16 protein-coding genes and 1 pseudogene are annotated in these 16,879 nt (G+C 46.5%); 9 read left to right on the forward strand and 8 right to left on the reverse strand.

Going from position 1 to position 16,879, the window contains the following annotated elements; all coding sequences use genetic code 11:
• From ACE5CV_RS14840 to ACE5CV_RS14860, 5 genes and pseudogenes are all read left to right on the forward strand, one after another.
• A pseudogene (locus ACE5CV_RS14840) lies at window positions 1-897 on the forward strand (hypothetical protein); the annotation flags it as partial.
• Between the two features lie 12 nt (window positions 898-909).
• On the forward strand, window positions 910-1,506 hold the full coding sequence (locus tag ACE5CV_RS14845) for a DUF1543 domain-containing protein (protein ID WP_374950974.1): 597 nt from the start codon (window positions 910-912) through the stop codon (window positions 1,504-1,506).
• 22 nt (window positions 1,507-1,528) lie between these two features.
• Complete coding sequence (locus ACE5CV_RS14850) at window positions 1,529-2,758, forward strand: DUF2252 domain-containing protein (protein WP_374950975.1); 1,230 nt, start codon at window positions 1,529-1,531, stop codon at window positions 2,756-2,758.
• Between the two features lie 4 nt (window positions 2,759-2,762).
• Window positions 2,763-3,314 carry a GNAT family N-acetyltransferase gene (locus ACE5CV_RS14855; RefSeq protein ID WP_374950976.1) on the forward strand — a complete coding sequence of 184 codons (552 nt, stop codon included), beginning with the start codon at window positions 2,763-2,765 and terminating at the stop codon, window positions 3,312-3,314.
• Window positions 3,315-3,317: 3 nt separating this feature from the next.
• Window positions 3,318-3,800: a DUF4385 domain-containing protein gene (locus ACE5CV_RS14860; protein WP_374950977.1), complete on the forward strand. Its 483-nt coding sequence runs from the start codon at window positions 3,318-3,320 to the stop codon at window positions 3,798-3,800.
• A gap of 4 nt (window positions 3,801-3,804) precedes the next feature.
• Here ACE5CV_RS14860 and ACE5CV_RS14865 read toward each other — a convergent pair whose 3' ends face one another.
• The gene (locus ACE5CV_RS14865) at window positions 3,805-3,969 is read right to left on the reverse strand and encodes a hypothetical protein (protein WP_374950978.1); all 165 of its coding nucleotides are present in this window, start codon (window positions 3,967-3,969) and stop codon (window positions 3,805-3,807) included.
• 81 nt (window positions 3,970-4,050) lie between these two features.
• Window positions 4,051-4,314, reverse strand: coding sequence for a DUF892 family protein (locus tag ACE5CV_RS14870; RefSeq protein WP_374950979.1), 264 nt, complete (start codon window positions 4,312-4,314; stop codon window positions 4,051-4,053).
• Window positions 4,315-4,625: 311 nt separating this feature from the next.
• Here ACE5CV_RS14870 and ACE5CV_RS14875 point away from each other — a divergent pair, with 311 nt between their 5' ends.
• The 4 genes from ACE5CV_RS14875 (at window position 4,626) to ACE5CV_RS14890 (ending at window position 10,728) form a co-directional block, all read left to right on the forward strand.
• Entirely contained in the window at window positions 4,626-4,865 is a 240-nt protein-coding gene (locus ACE5CV_RS14875; protein WP_374950980.1) for a hypothetical protein, read from the forward strand.
• Window positions 4,866-4,928: 63 nt separating this feature from the next.
• The gene (locus ACE5CV_RS14880; RefSeq protein ID WP_374950981.1) at window positions 4,929-6,332 is read left to right on the forward strand and encodes an ATP-binding protein; all 1,404 of its coding nucleotides are present in this window, start codon (window positions 4,929-4,931) and stop codon (window positions 6,330-6,332) included.
• A gap of 15 nt (window positions 6,333-6,347) precedes the next feature.
• The gene (locus tag ACE5CV_RS14885; protein ID WP_374950982.1) at window positions 6,348-8,006 is read left to right on the forward strand and encodes an FAD-dependent oxidoreductase; all 1,659 of its coding nucleotides are present in this window, start codon (window positions 6,348-6,350) and stop codon (window positions 8,004-8,006) included.
• A gap of 256 nt (window positions 8,007-8,262) precedes the next feature.
• Window positions 8,263-10,728 carry a glycoside hydrolase family 2 TIM barrel-domain containing protein gene (locus ACE5CV_RS14890; RefSeq protein ID WP_374950983.1) on the forward strand — a complete coding sequence of 822 codons (2,466 nt, stop codon included), beginning with the start codon at window positions 8,263-8,265 and terminating at the stop codon, window positions 10,726-10,728.
• Window positions 10,729-10,768: 40 nt separating this feature from the next.
• On the opposite strand, the gene uxuA is transcribed toward ACE5CV_RS14890, so the two are convergent.
• The 6 genes from uxuA to kduI form a co-directional block, all read right to left on the reverse strand.
• Window positions 10,769-11,959 carry a mannonate dehydratase gene (gene uxuA / locus ACE5CV_RS14895; RefSeq protein ID WP_374950984.1) on the reverse strand — a complete coding sequence of 397 codons (1,191 nt, stop codon included), beginning with the start codon at window positions 11,957-11,959 and terminating at the stop codon, window positions 10,769-10,771.
• A 32-nt stretch (window positions 11,960-11,991) separates the two neighbouring features.
• Window positions 11,992-13,170 carry an alginate lyase family protein gene (locus tag ACE5CV_RS14900; RefSeq protein WP_374950985.1) on the reverse strand — a complete coding sequence of 393 codons (1,179 nt, stop codon included), beginning with the start codon at window positions 13,168-13,170 and terminating at the stop codon, window positions 11,992-11,994.
• A complete protein-coding gene (locus ACE5CV_RS14905; protein WP_374950986.1) occupies window positions 13,170-13,958 on the reverse strand; it encodes a DUF4350 domain-containing protein in 789 nt (262 codons plus the stop codon). The genes ACE5CV_RS14900 and ACE5CV_RS14905 overlap by 1 nt, the downstream gene beginning before the upstream one ends.
• 213 nt (window positions 13,959-14,171) lie before the next feature.
• Window positions 14,172-15,203 (reverse strand): LacI family DNA-binding transcriptional regulator, encoded by a 1,032-nt coding sequence (locus tag ACE5CV_RS14910; protein WP_374950987.1) that lies wholly within the window; start codon window positions 15,201-15,203, stop codon window positions 14,172-14,174.
• A gap of 166 nt (window positions 15,204-15,369) precedes the next feature.
• On the reverse strand, window positions 15,370-16,185 hold the full coding sequence (locus ACE5CV_RS14915; RefSeq protein WP_374950988.1) for an SDR family oxidoreductase: 816 nt from the start codon (window positions 16,183-16,185) through the stop codon (window positions 15,370-15,372).
• Window positions 16,186-16,202: 17 nt separating this feature from the next.
• A partial coding sequence (gene kduI / locus ACE5CV_RS14920) for a 5-dehydro-4-deoxy-D-glucuronate isomerase (protein ID WP_374950989.1) occupies window positions 16,203-16,879 on the reverse strand: 677 nt, incomplete at its 5' end.

The raw sequence follows: 16,879 nt of genomic DNA on the forward strand, positions 1-16,879 counted from the left end.
GAACACATAAAAGAAAACGACGGCTTCCTGTCGCTCGACTTTATTTTTCAAAAGGATTTTAAAGAACTATTTAAAGACAAGGATCCTGAGCTGTATGCCCATATTGAAGATATGCGAATGGAAGAGTTTGTAGACGAGGTAATGGCAAAACGCGAAAAGCCCGACCCGTTCAAATTGATGGAAGACGAATACGCAGAAGCCGAACGATCGATCAAACAAAGAAAATCTGTTTACTGGAAAGAAATGCTGGGCGTACTTAGCTTTGCAATGAACTATCCGGCTAAACATTTTTCGGCAGAGGATATGCAACGGCTGCAAAAAACACTGCAGCCACTTATTTCGGTTGTTATTGCTTATATCCCTCAAAGTTCATGCGATGAAATGCTGGCCATGCACCACGCAGGTGTGCTGGAGTTAATATCTGTGGGTAATGACAGTGAAGTTGAACCCGGCCCCAACGGCGGTGCCACGTATCATTACACAGACGAAGCCGGTCAAAAGCAATCTTTATTTTTTGAAACTTTTGTAGATTCGGTAGGGCAGCCGCACCTGGCATTTGATGGCCTGCCTTATCAAAGTTTGATAGATAAAAAAACGGTGAGCTCTGCCCTGCTGCAATTTAAAGACGCAGCTGCAGGGTTAGCGGAAATGGAAAAGGGAAACAAAAAAGCTCAAACCGACGGTAAGGGCAATTATTGTTTGCAAGTTCCCGGTATTGCCATTAATGATAATTTCCAGGTGGTAGATGCCTATGGTGCCCTTAACGAACGCATTTATATGATGGCCGTACCTTACATTGGTGGCTTTAATCCCGACTATTCGGGACTTGATTTTTGCGAAGCTGCATCAGCTAACATTATTAAAAGTATGTTTAGCAGCGCAATCGTTAACGAATAATTTCCTGATCTCATGGACGAACAACTATTAGCTGCCCGCCCCTATTTATATATGTTACTGTTAGGTTCCAAAGCGCCAAACCGCAATGTTGAGCAACACGACTATTTTTTTGGCATAGCAAACAACCTTAAAGAACTGGTGCCACAGATAAAGGCATTTTGGCCCGAAGCAGGAGCAAGTATCCATATAGACGGCTTTAGGCGGGTTACCACTGTAGACGGTTACCAAATAGATGTGATATCAAAGGATGAACAGGCAGAACCGTCCGGCAAAAAGTTATTTTTTGTAAACCTGGGCGGCTACCAGGAAAACAAGCTGGAAGAGCAGCACTATATTGTACTGTCAGTACAGGACGACCGAGTTGGCGCCGTGCAAAATTCCAAAAAAACGGAGTTTTTCAAATCACAAACCATTGCATCCGTAAAGGGTGCCAATTCGCACATCGACGAAAAGTATGGTATCGATGTAGACGACATTTACCGGATAGAAGATATATTGAGTCCGTACCAAAAGGCGCAATACCATATTAGAATAACAGCGTCGCCGGGGCTTCCCGAAGATCATATCCATTTGGGATATTTTAAACTGGATAAATTGCCCGACTTATAACGAATTGACCTTAGCCCCCACAATGTCTAAACTTAGCGAACAAATACTAAAATTCGACAGCGGCTTGCTGCCCGATATGCTGCAGTTGAAATATGAGGCCATGACCGAAAATGCTTTTCGGTTTTACCGCGGCACCTGCGCACTTTTTTACCACGACCTTGCCCTTTACGGCAACCTGCCCCTATCTCCTGCGGCCTGGATTTGCGGCGATCTGCATTTGGAGAATTTTGGCAGTTATCGCGGTAATAATAAACTGGTGTATTTTGACCTGAATGATTTTGACGAAGCTTTGCTTGGCCCGGCTGCTTACGAGGTAGTACGGTTAGTAACCAGTATTTTCGTCGCTTTTGACACGCTGGATATCGAGCCGGAGCGCGCCGGCAAAATGGCCCGTTTATTTGTTAAAACTTACTCGGCAACTTTGGCCAGGGGAAAGGCTTACAGCATTGAGCCCCGCACGGCAAAAGGTATTGTGATGAAGTTTTTACGGGCGGCCGAACGCAGTAAATACCGCGATCTGCTGGAAAAGCGCACCGAAGAAAAAGGAAAAAAGCTGGTACTCACTATGCGCGATGAGCGCCATTATAAAATTGAGAAGAAATTACGCGCCGAACTGATGGCGCATATCACCACCTGGATAGAGCACAGCAGCGATAGCCCTTATAATTACAAACCTAAAGGCGTTGTTTTCCGGCTGGCCGGCACCGGCAGCGTTGGGGTAAAGCGTTACTTATTCTTACTAAAAAGCACTATTACCCGCAATAAGTACCTGCTTATTGATATGAAACAATCTAAACCGGCAGCACTCCTTCCGTTTATAGATAACAGCCAGCCGGTTTGGGAAAACGAGGCAGCCCGTATTACAACGGTGCAAAATCGGATGCAATACATTACGCCATTGTTGCTAAGCACTACCGTTTTTAGGGGAGATAGTTACGTAATGCAGGAATTGCAGCCCGTTAAGGATAGTATCAACTTTAAGATGATCCGCGATGATTACCGTGACCTGTACGAGGTAATAGACGAGATGGCCATGCTTACCGCATCATCACAATTGCGCAGCGCCGGTATGCAGGGATCGGCCAATAAAGATGAATTGATCGCCTTTGGGCTAAATCCCGATTGGCAAAAACCATTAATAGCATATGCCGACAAATATTGCGGTAAGGTAAAGGCAAATTATAAACAATTTAAAAAGGACTTTGAAAAAGGTGCTTTTGCTTGTATCAAATCAACCGAAAAAAACCCTTAGCCTTATGATCCGACCGGCCGTTACAAGCGATGCAAAACAAGTTGCCCCTTTAATTTTATTGGCATTGGGCAACCTTGCCGGTAAATTTGCCAACAGTGAAGATAAGGCAGTCCAGCTGGAATTATTTGAACGTTTTATAGCGTTGGATGGCAACCAGTACAGCTACAAAAATATTTTAGTTTGGGACGATGGCGGCGTTTGCGGCATGGTCATGGCGTACGATGGTGCTCTGCTGGATAACCTGCGCCAACCATTCCTGCAATATACCCGCACCAATCTGGGCTTTACCGGCCAGCCCGAAGATGAAACGCAAGCGGGTGAATTGTATATAGATTGCCTCGCCGTCGATCCCGGGCAGCAGGGAAAAGGTATCGCAAAAAAATTACTGAATGCGTTGATTGATAAAGCTAAAAAGTCCGACATGCCTGCGGTAGGGTTACTGGTAGATAAAGAGAACAATAAAGCAAAACAACTTTACGAAAGCATAGGCTTTAAAGTGCAGGGCGAAAAAACTTTACTGGGCGGCATACATTACCACCTGCAGTACAGTTTATAGTAAATGGCCGATAAACCATCATACCTCAATTTTGATAAAGCTGCATACCCGTGGCGGCCGGGTACCGACTATCGCAAGCACCCCGAAGCCTACCGTATTGGCAAAGGCGAGCAGGGGGTTTTAATTTGTGAGCCTTACAAAACCGAAATAGGCCGGCATTGGCGCTTCAAAACAGAGGCTATTGCTCAGGAAAGCAGCCAGCACATCTACGCAATGTTTTTAAATTACCTGCAAGACGAAGACTTTGTGGGTGCCGATATGGCCCGTAAATTTTTGCAGATGGGCTTTACCCGAGCCCGCCGTTACGCCAATTACAAAGGCGGCAAAAAGTACGACGCGGATAATAACTATGCGCAACTGCAACGCGGCACCGGCCAGGAAGAAAAAGCCCGTGCTGCACAAGTATTTTACAAACTCTATAAAGATGCGGAAGCTAATGACCAATACAAAGCAATGAAAACAGCGTGGAAAAAAGAGAAAGGATAAGCTGTTATTGAATATACCTGGCAAATATCAGTAGCAATAACGCGCGGTCGCCGGTGGCCTCGTCAAAATTTTCTTTTAAGAGCTGCTTGATTTGTTTATCCGGAAATTTCCCTGCAATTACTTGCAGTATCTTGAATGATGTCAATTCCAGGCTTTCGATGCTAATCATATAAAGCAGAATACTCAGATCCTTTAATTCGGTTGGTTGTTGGGCAATGCAGTCAAATGTCTCGTCAACAAAGTCAATTAATCAGCCACAATTATTGAAAGATTTTTCGGCATCCATTAATCTGTAAATGGCATCCATCCGTACGATTTGATTGTTAACGTCAGCCAGCGTTTCATCAATTGCATGCTTCAGGTCGGCAAAGTCAGCATCTTCTGAAATTTCAGGTAAACGGTTAACCAGATGCTCTTTGGCACAGTAAATTCTGTTAAGGTGATCTATGAAAAAATGACGGAGCTGATCCGGCCCTAAATTAATATCGGGACTCTTTTCTCTAATTAATTCCATCTTTTTACGTCTGAATATCGGGCTTACAGGTAAGGTACGTCATATTTCCTTTAAACACACAGGTTTTAAAGTTAAATATTTGTTATGGTTTAAAATAGTCGTTATATGATATTTAAATGCTTCAAATAACTGATTTTCAGCCAATAAAATAGCTACTGACGAAACGCTACAACCGCTCTTTTCAAAGTCGCCTAATTCACAATGTATTTTATCTTTCAGTATAATAGCCTGATAAGTATTGTGACAATTCGCGGTACAATAAAAGTGCGGTGGTAAACGTAATATTGCCATTAGTTGTACCACATCTGTTTATGAAACATAAGATCAAATTACCCGACGGCACTGCGCAATTGATAGAAATTACCAGTGCTTACTTCAAGAGCTGGCAGGTTTGGAAGGTTAAATTTGCCGACGGCAAAGCGGCCATGCTCTTTAAACTCGGCAGCGAATGGATGCAGCGAAACGAAGATTTTTTGGATGAAAAGGTAATTGCGGCCGTTGGTAACCGGATAGATAGTATCCTCTCGCGGAGAAAGTTATTATCGCTGTAGGCCTTACGGTTTCCGTCGTCTCATCTTAGGTGTTATTAATCTTTTTCCATAATTTTATGGACCATGAAAAACGTAACGCTAAACGAGCTGAAGGCCATCCCTGCGCTCGAAACCGTCCCCGATGATCAGCTGCAATGGTTTATTGATAACGGCGAAACCGTTGAGTTTAGCGAAGGTACCCGCGTTTTTGAAAAAGGAGATCCCTTAGATCGTACGTATGTTGTAATGGAGGGCCGCATGCGCATCTGCGCCGAGCAGAACGGCAAGCTCCGCGAGATATTTGTAGTAAAACCCCAGGCAATAACCGGTTACCTGCCATTCAGCAGGGCGGTAAACACTTTTGGCTACGGCGAGGTAATTGAAAATATAAGGGCGTTCCGCATCTACAAACCCAAAGTGCTGGAAGCCATAAAACTTCATTATGAATTAACGGAGGCCCTGGTACATACTATGACCAGCCGCGTGCGCGATTTTACCTCCCAGCAGCAGCAAAACGAAAAGATGTTTGCCCTGGGTAAACTATCTGCAGGGCTGGCGCATGAATTAAACAACCCGGCATCGGCAATCAGCCGCGGGGCATCATCACTTCAAAATCAGATCAAACTCCTGCCGAACATTTTTAAAGAAGTAGCCGGGCTGAACATTGCGCCCGAAAAGATAGATACCATCAATCAGATCCTGATCAGCAAAACCCACCAAACCGACCGGCCCGCGCTTACCATGATGCAGCGTGCCGACGAGGAAGACGCCCTGAACGACTGGCTGGCCGGGCACGGCATCAAAAACTTCGACATTGCCGAAAACTTTACCGAGTTCGGCTTTACGCCAGACGACCTGGAGCACATGAACACCTGTACGCCCATGCCGCAACTTAACGTGGTTTTAAACTGGATGAACAATTACCTGCTCGAAGAAAAAATGGTATCGGATATCAAAGAATCTTCGGGCCGCATATCTGAACTGGTGCAGTCGGTAAAAAACTTCACCCACATGGATAAAGATACCGGCAAGCAGCTGCTGGATATCCATGCCGGCATTCGCAACACGCTTACCATGCTTAATTACAAACTTAAAAAGGGCAATATCAGTGTGGTAGAGAATTTTGACACCAGCCTGCCTCAGGTTAAAGCTTTGGCCGGAGAGCTTAACCAGGTATGGACCAACCTGGTAGACAATGCTATCGATGCGCTGGAAACAACCGACGGCCAGCGCACGCTGGAAATAACTACAAAGCAGGACCGCCAGTTTGTGTGCGTATATATTAAAGATAACGGCCCCGGCATCCCGCAGGAAATTCAATCGCAAATTTTCGACCCGTTTTTTACCACTAAGGATATGGGCAAGGGTACCGGCCTGGGGCTGGATGTGGTAACCCGCATCATCCGCCAGCACAGCGGCACCGTAACCGTAAAATCTGTGCCGGGCAACACGGAGTTTACCGTGTGTTTCCCGATAATAGACAACTAAAAAAATCACAAGATCATGAGCCTACCTATCATATTTGTTATTGACGATGACCAACAGGTGCTGCGCGCCATCAGCCGCGACCTGAAAGACCATTACCGCGAAGAGTATCGCATACTAAGCACGGCATCTGCAAAAGAAGCCCTGGATAGCCTGCTCGACCTGAAGAACAAGGGCGAAGTTGTAGCGCTGTTTTTAAGCGACCAGCGCATGCCCGAAATGGAGGGTGTTGACTTTTTGTGCCGCACCACCAGCTTTTTCCCCAATGCCAAGCGTGTATTGTTAACGGCCTATGCCGATACCGACGCCGCCATCAAGGCTATTAACGAGGTAAAGCTGGATTACTATCTTACCAAACCCTGGGACCCGCCCGAAGAAAAACTATACCCTATCCTGACTGACTTACTGGAAGACTGGCAAGGCCATTACCGGCCAGATTTTAGGGGCATTAAGGTAATAGGTTACCAGTATTCGCCTAAATCGCACGATATAAAAGAGTTTTTGTCGGGATACCTGGTACCTTATTTATGGTTGGATGCCAATACCGACGAGGCGCATAAAGCCATCGCATTGAATAAGCTGGATGCTAAAGACTTGCCTGCCATAATCTTTGCAGACGGCACGCTTTTAAAAACGCCGGCAGTAAAAGATATTGCCGAAAAGATCGGGTTAACCCAGTCTGCCAAAAATGAGCTTTATGATGTAGTGATCATTGGCGCCGGCCCGGCGGGTCTTGCAGCTTCGGTTTACGGCTCATCCGAAGGGTTAAAAACCCTGCTGATAGAAAAACGCGCACCGGGCGGCCAGGCCGGCACCAGCTCCCGGATAGAAAATTACCTTGGTTTCCCGGCAGGCCTTAGCGGCGCCGACCTTACCCGCAGGGCTATAACGCAATCCAAGCGTTTCGGTACGGATTTTTTATCGCCGCAAGCGGTAAAGGAGATCAAGCTGAAAGACAATTATAAAACCCTTACCATGGATGATGGTACCGAGGTGATCGCTAAATCTATCGTGATCACAACCGGAGTCGACTACCGGCAGCTTACCACCAAAGGCATCGAAAAATTTACCGGCGCCGGTATTTACTATGGAGCCGCCATGACAGAGGCTGCATCCTGCAAGGATAAATATGTTTATGTGGTTGGCGGTGGCAACTCTGCCGGGCAGGGCGCAATGTACCTTTCTAAATTTGCAAAACATGTATACATTCTTATCCGGAAAGAAAGCCTGGCAGAAACCATGTCGTCTTACCTGATTGATCAAATTGGCGGCGTAGATAACATTACCCTGATGCCTTACAGTGAAATAACCGAGGCTATGGGAGATGAAAACCTGCAACAACTGTCTATACAAAACCTGCAAACCAAAGAAGTGACCACTGTTGAAGCGGATGCGCTTTACATTTTTATAGGTGCCAAACCTTATACCGATTGGTTATGTAAGGATATTATTACTAACGGCAAGGGCTTTATTGAAACCGGCCGCGACCTTAACCTGTGCAGCGATTTTGAAAAGGTTTGGAAAGCCGACCGCGACCCCTACCTGCTGGAAACCAGTTGCCCGGGCATATTCGCCGCCGGCGATGTGCGTGCAGGTGCCATGAACCGCGTAGCATCCGCAGTTGGCGAAGGCTCAATGGCCATAAGCTTTGTGCATAAATATTTAAATGAGGTTTAAGGGCATGGACTATGTATCCGAAAACGATTTCGTAACTAAATAGTGTAAAACGCTAACGCTCAACATCCAATAAAGGTACTTTTGGTTAATGCAGTAACCGGCTACAGCAGCTGGTCCAATTATAAACCCTGCATCATCAATCCGCATATTGGTATATTACATAGTTGATTAAAAATTGGTTTAAGTTAAATTACCAGATCTTGCGCAGGCAGGGCTGGTAATTTTTTTTAAGGGCCATGCAACATCTGCTTAAAAAATGAAAAGAGTTTTATTTTTCCTGTTCCTGATCTTACTTGCCCTTAATCAAAACGGAATAGCGCAGCAAAATATCCGTCTTAACAACAGCTGGGATTTTGTACGGCAGGACCTGGGCGGCATTTGGGAAGCAGTAAGACCGGTTACACCCGGCAATCCGGAAAGCCTGCCCCTATGGACTAAGGTGACACTGCCCCATTGTTTTAACTCGCGCGATGCGGTAGACCCGGATGTTAACTATTACCAGGGGCCGGGATGGTACAAAACCACTTTAGATATTGTAAACCCTTACCCAAATGGCCGCACCGTGCTGCATTTTGAAGGCGCCGGCCAAAAAACTGACGTTTACATTTACACCACCAAAGTTGCCAGCCATTTAGGTGGATACGATGAATGGACTGCAGACATTACCCAGGCGGTTGAAGATTTCAAAAAGACGGCGGCATTTAAAAAGCAATTTAAAGGAAAGATCCCTGTAGAGATCCGTTGCGATAATTCGCGCGACCTGGAAACCATCCCATCGCAACTATCAGATTTTAATGTTTACGGCGGTTTGTACCGGTACGTTAACCTGGTGTATCAGCCTGCATTAAGTATCGATAAGCTTTACGCAAATACAAGTGTAAGCACCGACCTTAAAACCGCTTACATTGACCCCAAATTGAGTTTTTATAACCCAGCTAAATTGAAAGGCGTAACGGGTGAGTTGAAATTAAAAGACGCTAAGGGAAAGGTGATATTGAAAAGCACTTACAAATTAAATGACGTTGACAACGATGGTACTTACCCAATTGGCAAACTAAAATTCAGCAAACCGCATGTGTGGAGCCCTGCCGACCCGTATTTGTATACAATTGAGGTTACCTGCAGCAGCAACGGGCAAACCTATAGGCAAACCGAAAAGGTGGGCTTTCGCAGTTTTTTATTTGCTGATAAGGGGCCGTTTTACCTGAACGGTAAACGCCTGTTTTTGCAGGGGACGCATCGCCATGAAGACCATGCCGGTGTTGCCGCCGCCATGACCGATACCATGATGCGGACAGAAATGCAATTGATTAAGGATATGGGCGTGAATTTTATTCGCCTGGGGCATTACCAACAATCGCGCATCATCCTAAACCTGTGCGATAGCCTGGGCATTATTGTTTGGGAAGAAGAGCCCTGGTGCCGTGGCGGCCTGGGTGGCGACGGTTATAAAAACCAGGCGCGCGCAATGCTCACCAATATGATACAGCAGCATTACAATCACCCATCCATCATTTTATGGGGGCTTGGTAATGAGAACGACTGGGAGGGCGATTTCGCGGAATTTGACAAGGCGAAGATCCGCGCCTTTATGACTGAACAAAACAACCTGGCGCACAAACTTGACCCATCACGCAAAACCACCATCCGCCGCTGCGATTTTTGCAAAGATATTGTAGATGTTTATTCGCCCTCTATATGGCCCGGCTGGTACAGGGGTGTATATACGGAATACAAAAAATCTGTTGAAGACGAAATACAAAAGGTGAACCACATGTTCCACGCTGAATGGGGCGGCGACAGCCACGCCGGACGACATGCCGAAAGCCCGGACAAAGTGCTGGAAAATATCAAAACCGGTGTTGGGGTTGATGAACGCCTGGGTGATGCATCGCTGGTGGGTGGCAATGCAAGGGCATCAAAAGATGGCGACTGGAGTGAAAGCTATATCATCACCCTGTTTGATTGGTATCTGAAAGAGCAGGAAACCATCCCTAACTTTACCGGCTCGGCGTTTTGGGTGTTCAAAGATTTCTCTACACCTATCCGCCCGGATAACCCTATACCTTACATGAACCAAAAGGGTGTAGTGGCAAGGGATTTTACTAAGAAGGAATCGTATTACGTTTTTCAATCTTACTGGAGCAAAAACTTGATGGCGCATATTTATCGCAATACCTGGCCGGTACGCAGGGGCAACGATGTCGAAGAGAAAATGGTTAAACTATTCTCTAATGCCGACGAAGCTGAACTGTTCCTGAACGGTAAAAGCCAGGGGATAAAAAAACGGAACAGTCAGGATTTTCCGGCAGCTGGCTTAAGATGGATGGTAAAATTCAACAACGGTAAAAACGACCTAAAGGTGATCGCCCGCAAAGGGAGGGCCACCGTTACGGACCAGATAAGCCAGCAATATCAAACCCAAAAGTGGGGCAAACCTGCTAAACTGGAATTAACACAGATGAGCAGTAAAGACGGCATAACAACCATACAGGCCGTGCTGCGCGACGCCAATGGCGTGCAGTGCCTGAATGCCGCAAACTGGATCAACTTCTCGTTATCAGGCGATGGTGAATTGCAGGATGACCTGGGTACGCCCGATGGTTCGCGCAAGGTTCAGGCTTATAATGGCCGGGCTGTTATCAGCATTAAAACCAATAATGGCAGCAGCGTTGCCGCTGTGCAATCGCCTGGCTTAGCCACTGCTTTTCTTAAACTTTAACGCGATAAAAGTGATGTAGATCAGAATAGCGTACAGTCAACTATTTGAGGATAGACCTGCTGATCCCTAATTCTAGTCCGCGTAATTCGGCAAGTCCGCGCAGGCGGCCAATAGCCGAATAGCCGGGGTTGGTTTTCTTATGCAGATCGTCCAGCATCTGGTGCCCATGATCGGGCCGCATGGAGATGTTTACGCCACGCCCCTGCATAGCCAGCACAAGCTGCTTTACCACGCCGTACATATCCACATCACCCTCCAGGTGATTGTCTTCATAAAAATCGCCGGCTGCGTTGCGGCGCGTACTGCGTAAGTGGATAAAGTTGATGCGCTCGGCAAATTGAGCCACCATTTCCGGCAGGTTATTATCCGGCCTTACACCAAACGAGCCGGTGCAAAAGCATAACCCATTGTTTACTGATGGTACCGCGTCTGCCAGTTCCTGTACATCGGCAGCTGTACTTACTACGCGCGGCAAGCCTAAAATATCGTAAGGCGGGTCGTCCGGGTGGATCGCCATATTAACACCCAGCTCATCTGCAACAGGTATTACCTCCCTTAAAAACGCGATGAGATTGGCCCGAAGCTTTGCAGCATCAATACCCTCATAGGTATCCAGCGCCTGCTGAAACTGTTCTATTGTAAAGCTTTCCTCGCTTCCCGGGAGCCCCGCAATAATATTACGCTGAAGCAACAGCTTATCAGCATCATTCATAGCGGCAAAACGTTCCTTTGCATCGGCAATTTGCTGTGCAGAGTAATCTGCCCCGGCGCCTTTACGTTTCAAAATATACAGGTCGAATGCTACAAAGGCCGCCATTTCAAATAACAGGGCTTTGGAGCCGTCCGGCATTTGATAGGAAAGATCGGTGCGGGTCCAGTCCAGCACGGGCATAAAATTGTAAGTCACTATTTTAATACCGCAGTGCGCCAGGTTGCGCAGGCTGATCTTGTAATTTTCCAGGTGTTGCTTAAAATCGCCTGTTTGCGTTTTTATCGATTCGTTTACGGGCAGGCTTTCTACCACGTTCCATATCATACCGGCTGCAGCAACCGCATCCTGCCGTTTTTTGATCTCGGCAATTTCCCAAACTTCTCCGTTAGCGATGTGGTGCAAGGCAGATACTACCCCGGTACACCCCGCCTGCCTGATATCTGCAAGGCTAACCGGATCATTGGGGCCATACCAGCGCATGGATTGGATCATACTATAAACAGCAGGTTGGGTATTCATAAGCGAAAATATGGGCAAAAATAGTAAAAGAATCAGGGCAATATGCGGGGACAGATCCCGGCCGGTTCCCCATCGAATTTATATGCTATCCGGGCAAGGCTCAACATGGTTTCAAACTCGCCGAAACCAGGCTTCTCTATTTGTTCAAAAGGCCATTTTTGTTGGCCATTTGCATAAGGTTTAAGAAATAATACGCAATTTTTTATCCCTTTTTTTGATTTGGTCTGGTAATTCCACAGATCGATGCCTTGTTTGTTTGCCAACACCGTAAGCCGGCACCAGGCCAGCAAGTTAAAGTTGCTGTAGCTCCATGATTTGGTACGGGCAAGTTCCAGCGGCTGTTTACCATCGGCTGTAAACTGCACATCAATGCGTGGAATGGTGCGCTCCTGCAGCACTTTTTTGGCTAGCGCCGCATTACCCACGTAAAGTGAAAAATCAATTACCTGCAAATCGTAAATAGTGCCGTGGTTATTCTTCTCTTTGCTTTCTGCAATTCCGTTATTGCTGGTTTGCAGCCAGTTAAGATATTCCCGGAACCAGTTTTTGACTCCTGCGTTTACATCCGGTGTACACGCTTTACTGCCCTGTAAAAAAGCCATCGCATCGGGTATGTTGATAAGCCCGTAAGTTTCGATAATGCCTATGCCTCTGCCGTCGTTAACGCCGGTAACATATTGGGCATAATTTAAATTCGGGTTCATTTTAGTTGCCGCATCCAGGAAGAATACCCGAAGCATTTTTACTGCCTTTTGCGCGTAAAGCTCATTCCCCGTAAAATAATATGTCGCGGCCAGTTTGCGCACCTCATCTTCAATACGGCCTATCTGATCACGATCATGCAGCAGGAATTTCTCGGGGTTGGTACGCCCGTCCCGGCGGATGTAGGGCTTACCGTCGGCCTTTGTAGAATCGGGCCACCAGTACGGTGCCAGGCTCATGTAATCATGCTTATCCCCGCTGGGCGGCAATTTATCTTTTTTAAAGGTAACGGTGGGTTCGGGAGCTTTTAACAAAGTATCGGCAAGCCTGGTAAGCGCTTTTACCTGTTTGATGATACATGTATCGCCGGCCTGGTACTGCCGCCTGTAAAGGGCCAGTTCCTTGGCATCCAGCAACAGAAACTGGGCAGATGGTTTGGTTTGTGCACTTAATTTAATAACCGGCAACAATAGCAGGGCTAACAGCCAATAATGTTTCTTCCGCATCATTAAAGTTTTTTACGGGTTTGCTGCAGCAACCATGCTGTTAAATCATTAGCGGCCTTATCGTTATCAAAACCAGCAGGAAGGCGGCCGTTCACGTACTCGTTATACAACCAGGGGTCGCCAACGGCAAACACTGTACCTTTTCCATACTTTGTGTAAACGGCAATGGGTACTCCGCTCCCGGCCGTTAATACCGGTATAACCGATTTACCAGTAGAGCTTATCCCGCAAACATCCTTCAAAAAAAGCTTCTTTGCGGTTTTAAAAACCGGATTATTAACCGGAACAATAGCGCCATCCTCAAAATGGTTATCATCTGTAACATGGTTTTGCATATCGTTATTAAAGTGAAACCCAAACTGCTGCGCCAGATCGTTAAAATGCGGCAATTCTACATTAGCACTATCGTTGGCCATCAGCACCAGCACGCCGCCCTTTTTTACCCAGGCAGCAATTTGCTTAACGTGCTCTTTTGTAATATAGTTAGGATTTTGATTTTCCTTTTTGCTATCCGGATCCACTATGATATAGATATCCGACTTGGCCAGGTTTTGCATTGTGGGCGCCTGATCCAGGGTATCAAGCTTTGCCCCATGCTGCCTAAATATCTCACCCCAGATATAAAACCCCGGGTTGGCCCGCTCATTCCACAGGTAATGAAAACGTTCTGGTTTGCCGTTAACCTTGTGCACCTCGTGGTTAAAATAATAGTCGAGCGTTACGGTTTGCGCAGATACATTAATGCCGAAAAGCAACATCGGCAGGATATACATAAAATATTTACGTGGCATGTAGTTTAACGTTAAGTTGTGCCGGTTATAATTGGTTGCCGTTACGGGCATTGCACACTCAAAAATATCCAGTTTAATCGGGTTTTGAGATGCCTATCTACGAAATCGTTTTCGGGGAAAAGGCCGCAACAACAGTGACGTTAAAGAATATAAAGTATTTGACGACGGTATGTACAAGATAGGTTCTTCGGAATGACCAAAAGTCATCAATTGTTAGTCCCTTACCGACGATTTCCTTACGAACAATTCCGTTGGCATTACCACCGTTTCAAACTCGGTAACCGGATATCGGCTTTTAATAAGGCTCAGCAGCATTTCGGTTGCTTTTTTGCCCATGTCAAACGCGGGCTGGTGCACGGCGGTGAGGGCGGGGTTCAGCAGCTCGGCCAGGTTGGTGTTATTAAATCCTACGAGCCCTACTTCATTAGGTACGTTGATATTTCGCTTATGCAACAGGCCTAACACGGTTGTAGTGATCCTGTCCGATGCGGTAAAGATAGCATCCGGCCGGGTGGGCAGTGCAAGCAATTCGTCGAGCGCGTTTTCTGTTTCGGCCATGCTCTTACCGCCGTGGCTGCAATATTTGATATACCGCTCGTCTACCTTAAAGCCTTTATCAGTAAGCGCCTTTTTATATCCGGCCAATCGCTCACGCGTGATGGAAGTATGTGCCGGACTGGTGATATGGGCAATATGTTTAAAGCCCGAATCGATAAGGTGCAAAGTGGCCTCGTAGCCACCCTTAAAATTATCGGCTATTACTTTGTGGGTATTAATGGTATCACTAACCCGATCAAAGAAAACAATGGGCAAGCCCTGGTTCTGCAGCTTTTGCAGATGATCTACATTAAATGTTTCGGTAGATAAGGATAGCAGCAAACCGTCTATTGAGCGATAGGTTAACGCGTTTACGTTAAGCAGTTCAACATCGTACGACTCATGGGTTTGAGTGATGATAACGTTGTACCCCTGGTCATAAGCTACAGATTCGATCCCATTGATCACCTGCGAAAAAAACTGGTTATCTATAGTAGGCACTACAATGCCGATAGATTTGCTTTTGCCTTTTTTTAAGCTTTGGGCAATTGGATTTGGCCGGTAGTTATTTGCCCGCGCATATTCAACAACTATCTTTTTTGTCTTTTCGCTAATTTCGTAACTATCACTAAGCGCTTTCGATACAGTAGAAGCTGATAGATTTAGCGCCCTGGCAATATCGCTGATGGTAATAGCATTAAAATTCATATACGCTCACTTATCTTTAAATTACTGTTAAGCTATCTTTAACAGAATAAACATACAAAAAATTGGCGGATATCATGGCATACCTGTACAAGAGTAGCCCGGAGGCGGGATGCTACCGTTTTGCTATACCATTGAAGCCGGCGAATGCGCTTTTTATTCAGATAAATTAAACGCCCCCGAATATCGAAAACCCACCATCCACGCAGATCATAGATCCGGTTACAAACGCCGATGCATCGCTTAATAACCAAACAAGTGCACCTATTAATTCATCCGGGTTACCAAACCGTTTAAACGGGGTTTGTTTAATAACAGCCTCACCGCGTTGGGTGTAGCCGCCATCAGGGTTGGTAAGCAGGTTGCGGTTCTGTTCGGTCAGGAAAAATCCTGGTGCCAAAGCATTCATGCGGATTGCGTCTCCATATCGGTTAGCCAGTTCTACTGCAAACCACTGATTGTAGCAGTCAACAGCGGCTTTACCCATATTATAGCCGAGTACACGCGTAATAGCCCTTTTTGAGTTCATGGACGAAATATTAACAATACTACCCTTCCCTGTTTTGGCAATAGCTTCACCAAATACATGTGTAGGTATCAGGGTACCCCAGATATTAAGGTCCATGATCTGTTTCATGCCTTCCAGATTCATCTTAAATATATCCTGATCGGGCAGTAGAACGCCTTGCGGGCCATTGCCGCCTGCACCGTTCACCAGGCCGTCGACGCGGCCAAACTCAGCCATGATCTTTTCGCGGGCGGCGGTAAGCTGTTCAACATCCATTGCATCCGCAATCAAGGCGATAGCTTTGCCCCCGTTTTTGTTTATGGCTTCGGCGCGTTCTTCGGCTACCTGTCTGTTACGTCCCAAAATACCTACCGCACCACCTGCGGCCACAATGCCGTTAATGAAAGAGTTACCTAAAATACCGGTACCGCCGGTTACTACGATCACTTTGCCTGTTAGCGAGAACTGGTTTTCCACTTTATGCTGTTTTGGTATTATTTAATGTCTTTAATTGCAATCGCATCCATGTCAGAGTAGTCGAGGTTTTCGCCCGCCATGCCCCATATAAAGCTGTAGTTTGCTGTGCCACCACCGGAGTGAATGCTCCACGGCGGCGATACTACCGCCTCATAATTGTCAAGGGCGATATGCCTGGTACTACCTGCCTCGCCCATGTAATGGAAGATTTTTTGCCCGTCGGCCAGGTCAAAGTAAAAGTAAGCCTCCATACGGCGGTCATGCACATGTGGCGGCATGGTGTTCCAAACACTGCCGGGTGCCAGTATGGTTAAACCCACTACCAGCTGGCAGCTTTGAATACCCTCTGCATGAATATATTTGTTGATCACCCGTTCGTTAGCCGTTTCGCCCGATCCGGCATTTACTTTCACAGCCTCGGCATTGGTCATCAATGTAGTAGGGTACTCTTTATGCGCCGGGCACGATAGCAGGTAAAATACAGCCGGTGCGCTGCCATCTTTACTTTTAAAGCTCACGTTTTTTATACCTCTGCCTACATACAGGCAATCCAGCTTGTTCACAGGGTACGTTCGCCCATCTGCGGTAACCTCGCCATCGCCGGCTACGTTGATGATGCCCAGTTCGCGCCGCTGCAAAAAGAAATCGGCCCGCAGATTAGGGTAGTTTTCCAGCTCAATAGTACTATTTACCG

This window comes from Mucilaginibacter sp., from assembly GCF_964263795.1.
GTDB lineage: Bacteria > Bacteroidota > Bacteroidia > Sphingobacteriales > Sphingobacteriaceae > Mucilaginibacter.

Coding starts and splice junctions, on each gene's coding strand:
- ACE5CV_RS14845 (WP_374950974.1), top strand. CDS start 910: ATGGACGAACAACTATTAGCTGCCCGCCCCTATTTATATATGTTACTG.
- ACE5CV_RS14850 (WP_374950975.1), top strand. CDS start 1,529: ATGTCTAAACTTAGCGAACAAATACTAAAATTCGACAGCGGCTTGCTG.
- ACE5CV_RS14855 (WP_374950976.1), top strand. CDS start 2,763: ATGATCCGACCGGCCGTTACAAGCGATGCAAAACAAGTTGCCCCTTTA.
- ACE5CV_RS14860 (WP_374950977.1), top strand. CDS start 3,318: ATGGCCGATAAACCATCATACCTCAATTTTGATAAAGCTGCATACCCG.
- ACE5CV_RS14865 (WP_374950978.1), bottom strand. CDS start 3,969: ATGATTAGCATCGAAAGCCTGGAATTGACATCATTCAAGATACTGCAA.
- ACE5CV_RS14870 (WP_374950979.1), bottom strand. CDS start 4,314: ATGGAATTAATTAGAGAAAAGAGTCCCGATATTAATTTAGGGCCGGAT.
- ACE5CV_RS14875 (WP_374950980.1), top strand. CDS start 4,626: ATGAAACATAAGATCAAATTACCCGACGGCACTGCGCAATTGATAGAA.
- ACE5CV_RS14880 (WP_374950981.1), top strand. CDS start 4,929: ATGAAAAACGTAACGCTAAACGAGCTGAAGGCCATCCCTGCGCTCGAA.
- ACE5CV_RS14885 (WP_374950982.1), top strand. CDS start 6,348: ATGAGCCTACCTATCATATTTGTTATTGACGATGACCAACAGGTGCTG.
- ACE5CV_RS14890 (WP_374950983.1), top strand. CDS start 8,263: ATGAAAAGAGTTTTATTTTTCCTGTTCCTGATCTTACTTGCCCTTAAT.
- uxuA (WP_374950984.1), bottom strand. CDS start 11,959: ATGAATACCCAACCTGCTGTTTATAGTATGATCCAATCCATGCGCTGG.
- ACE5CV_RS14900 (WP_374950985.1), bottom strand. CDS start 13,170: ATGATGCGGAAGAAACATTATTGGCTGTTAGCCCTGCTATTGTTGCCG.
- ACE5CV_RS14905 (WP_374950986.1), bottom strand. CDS start 13,958: ATGCCACGTAAATATTTTATGTATATCCTGCCGATGTTGCTTTTCGGC.
- ACE5CV_RS14910 (WP_374950987.1), bottom strand. CDS start 15,203: ATGAATTTTAATGCTATTACCATCAGCGATATTGCCAGGGCGCTAAAT.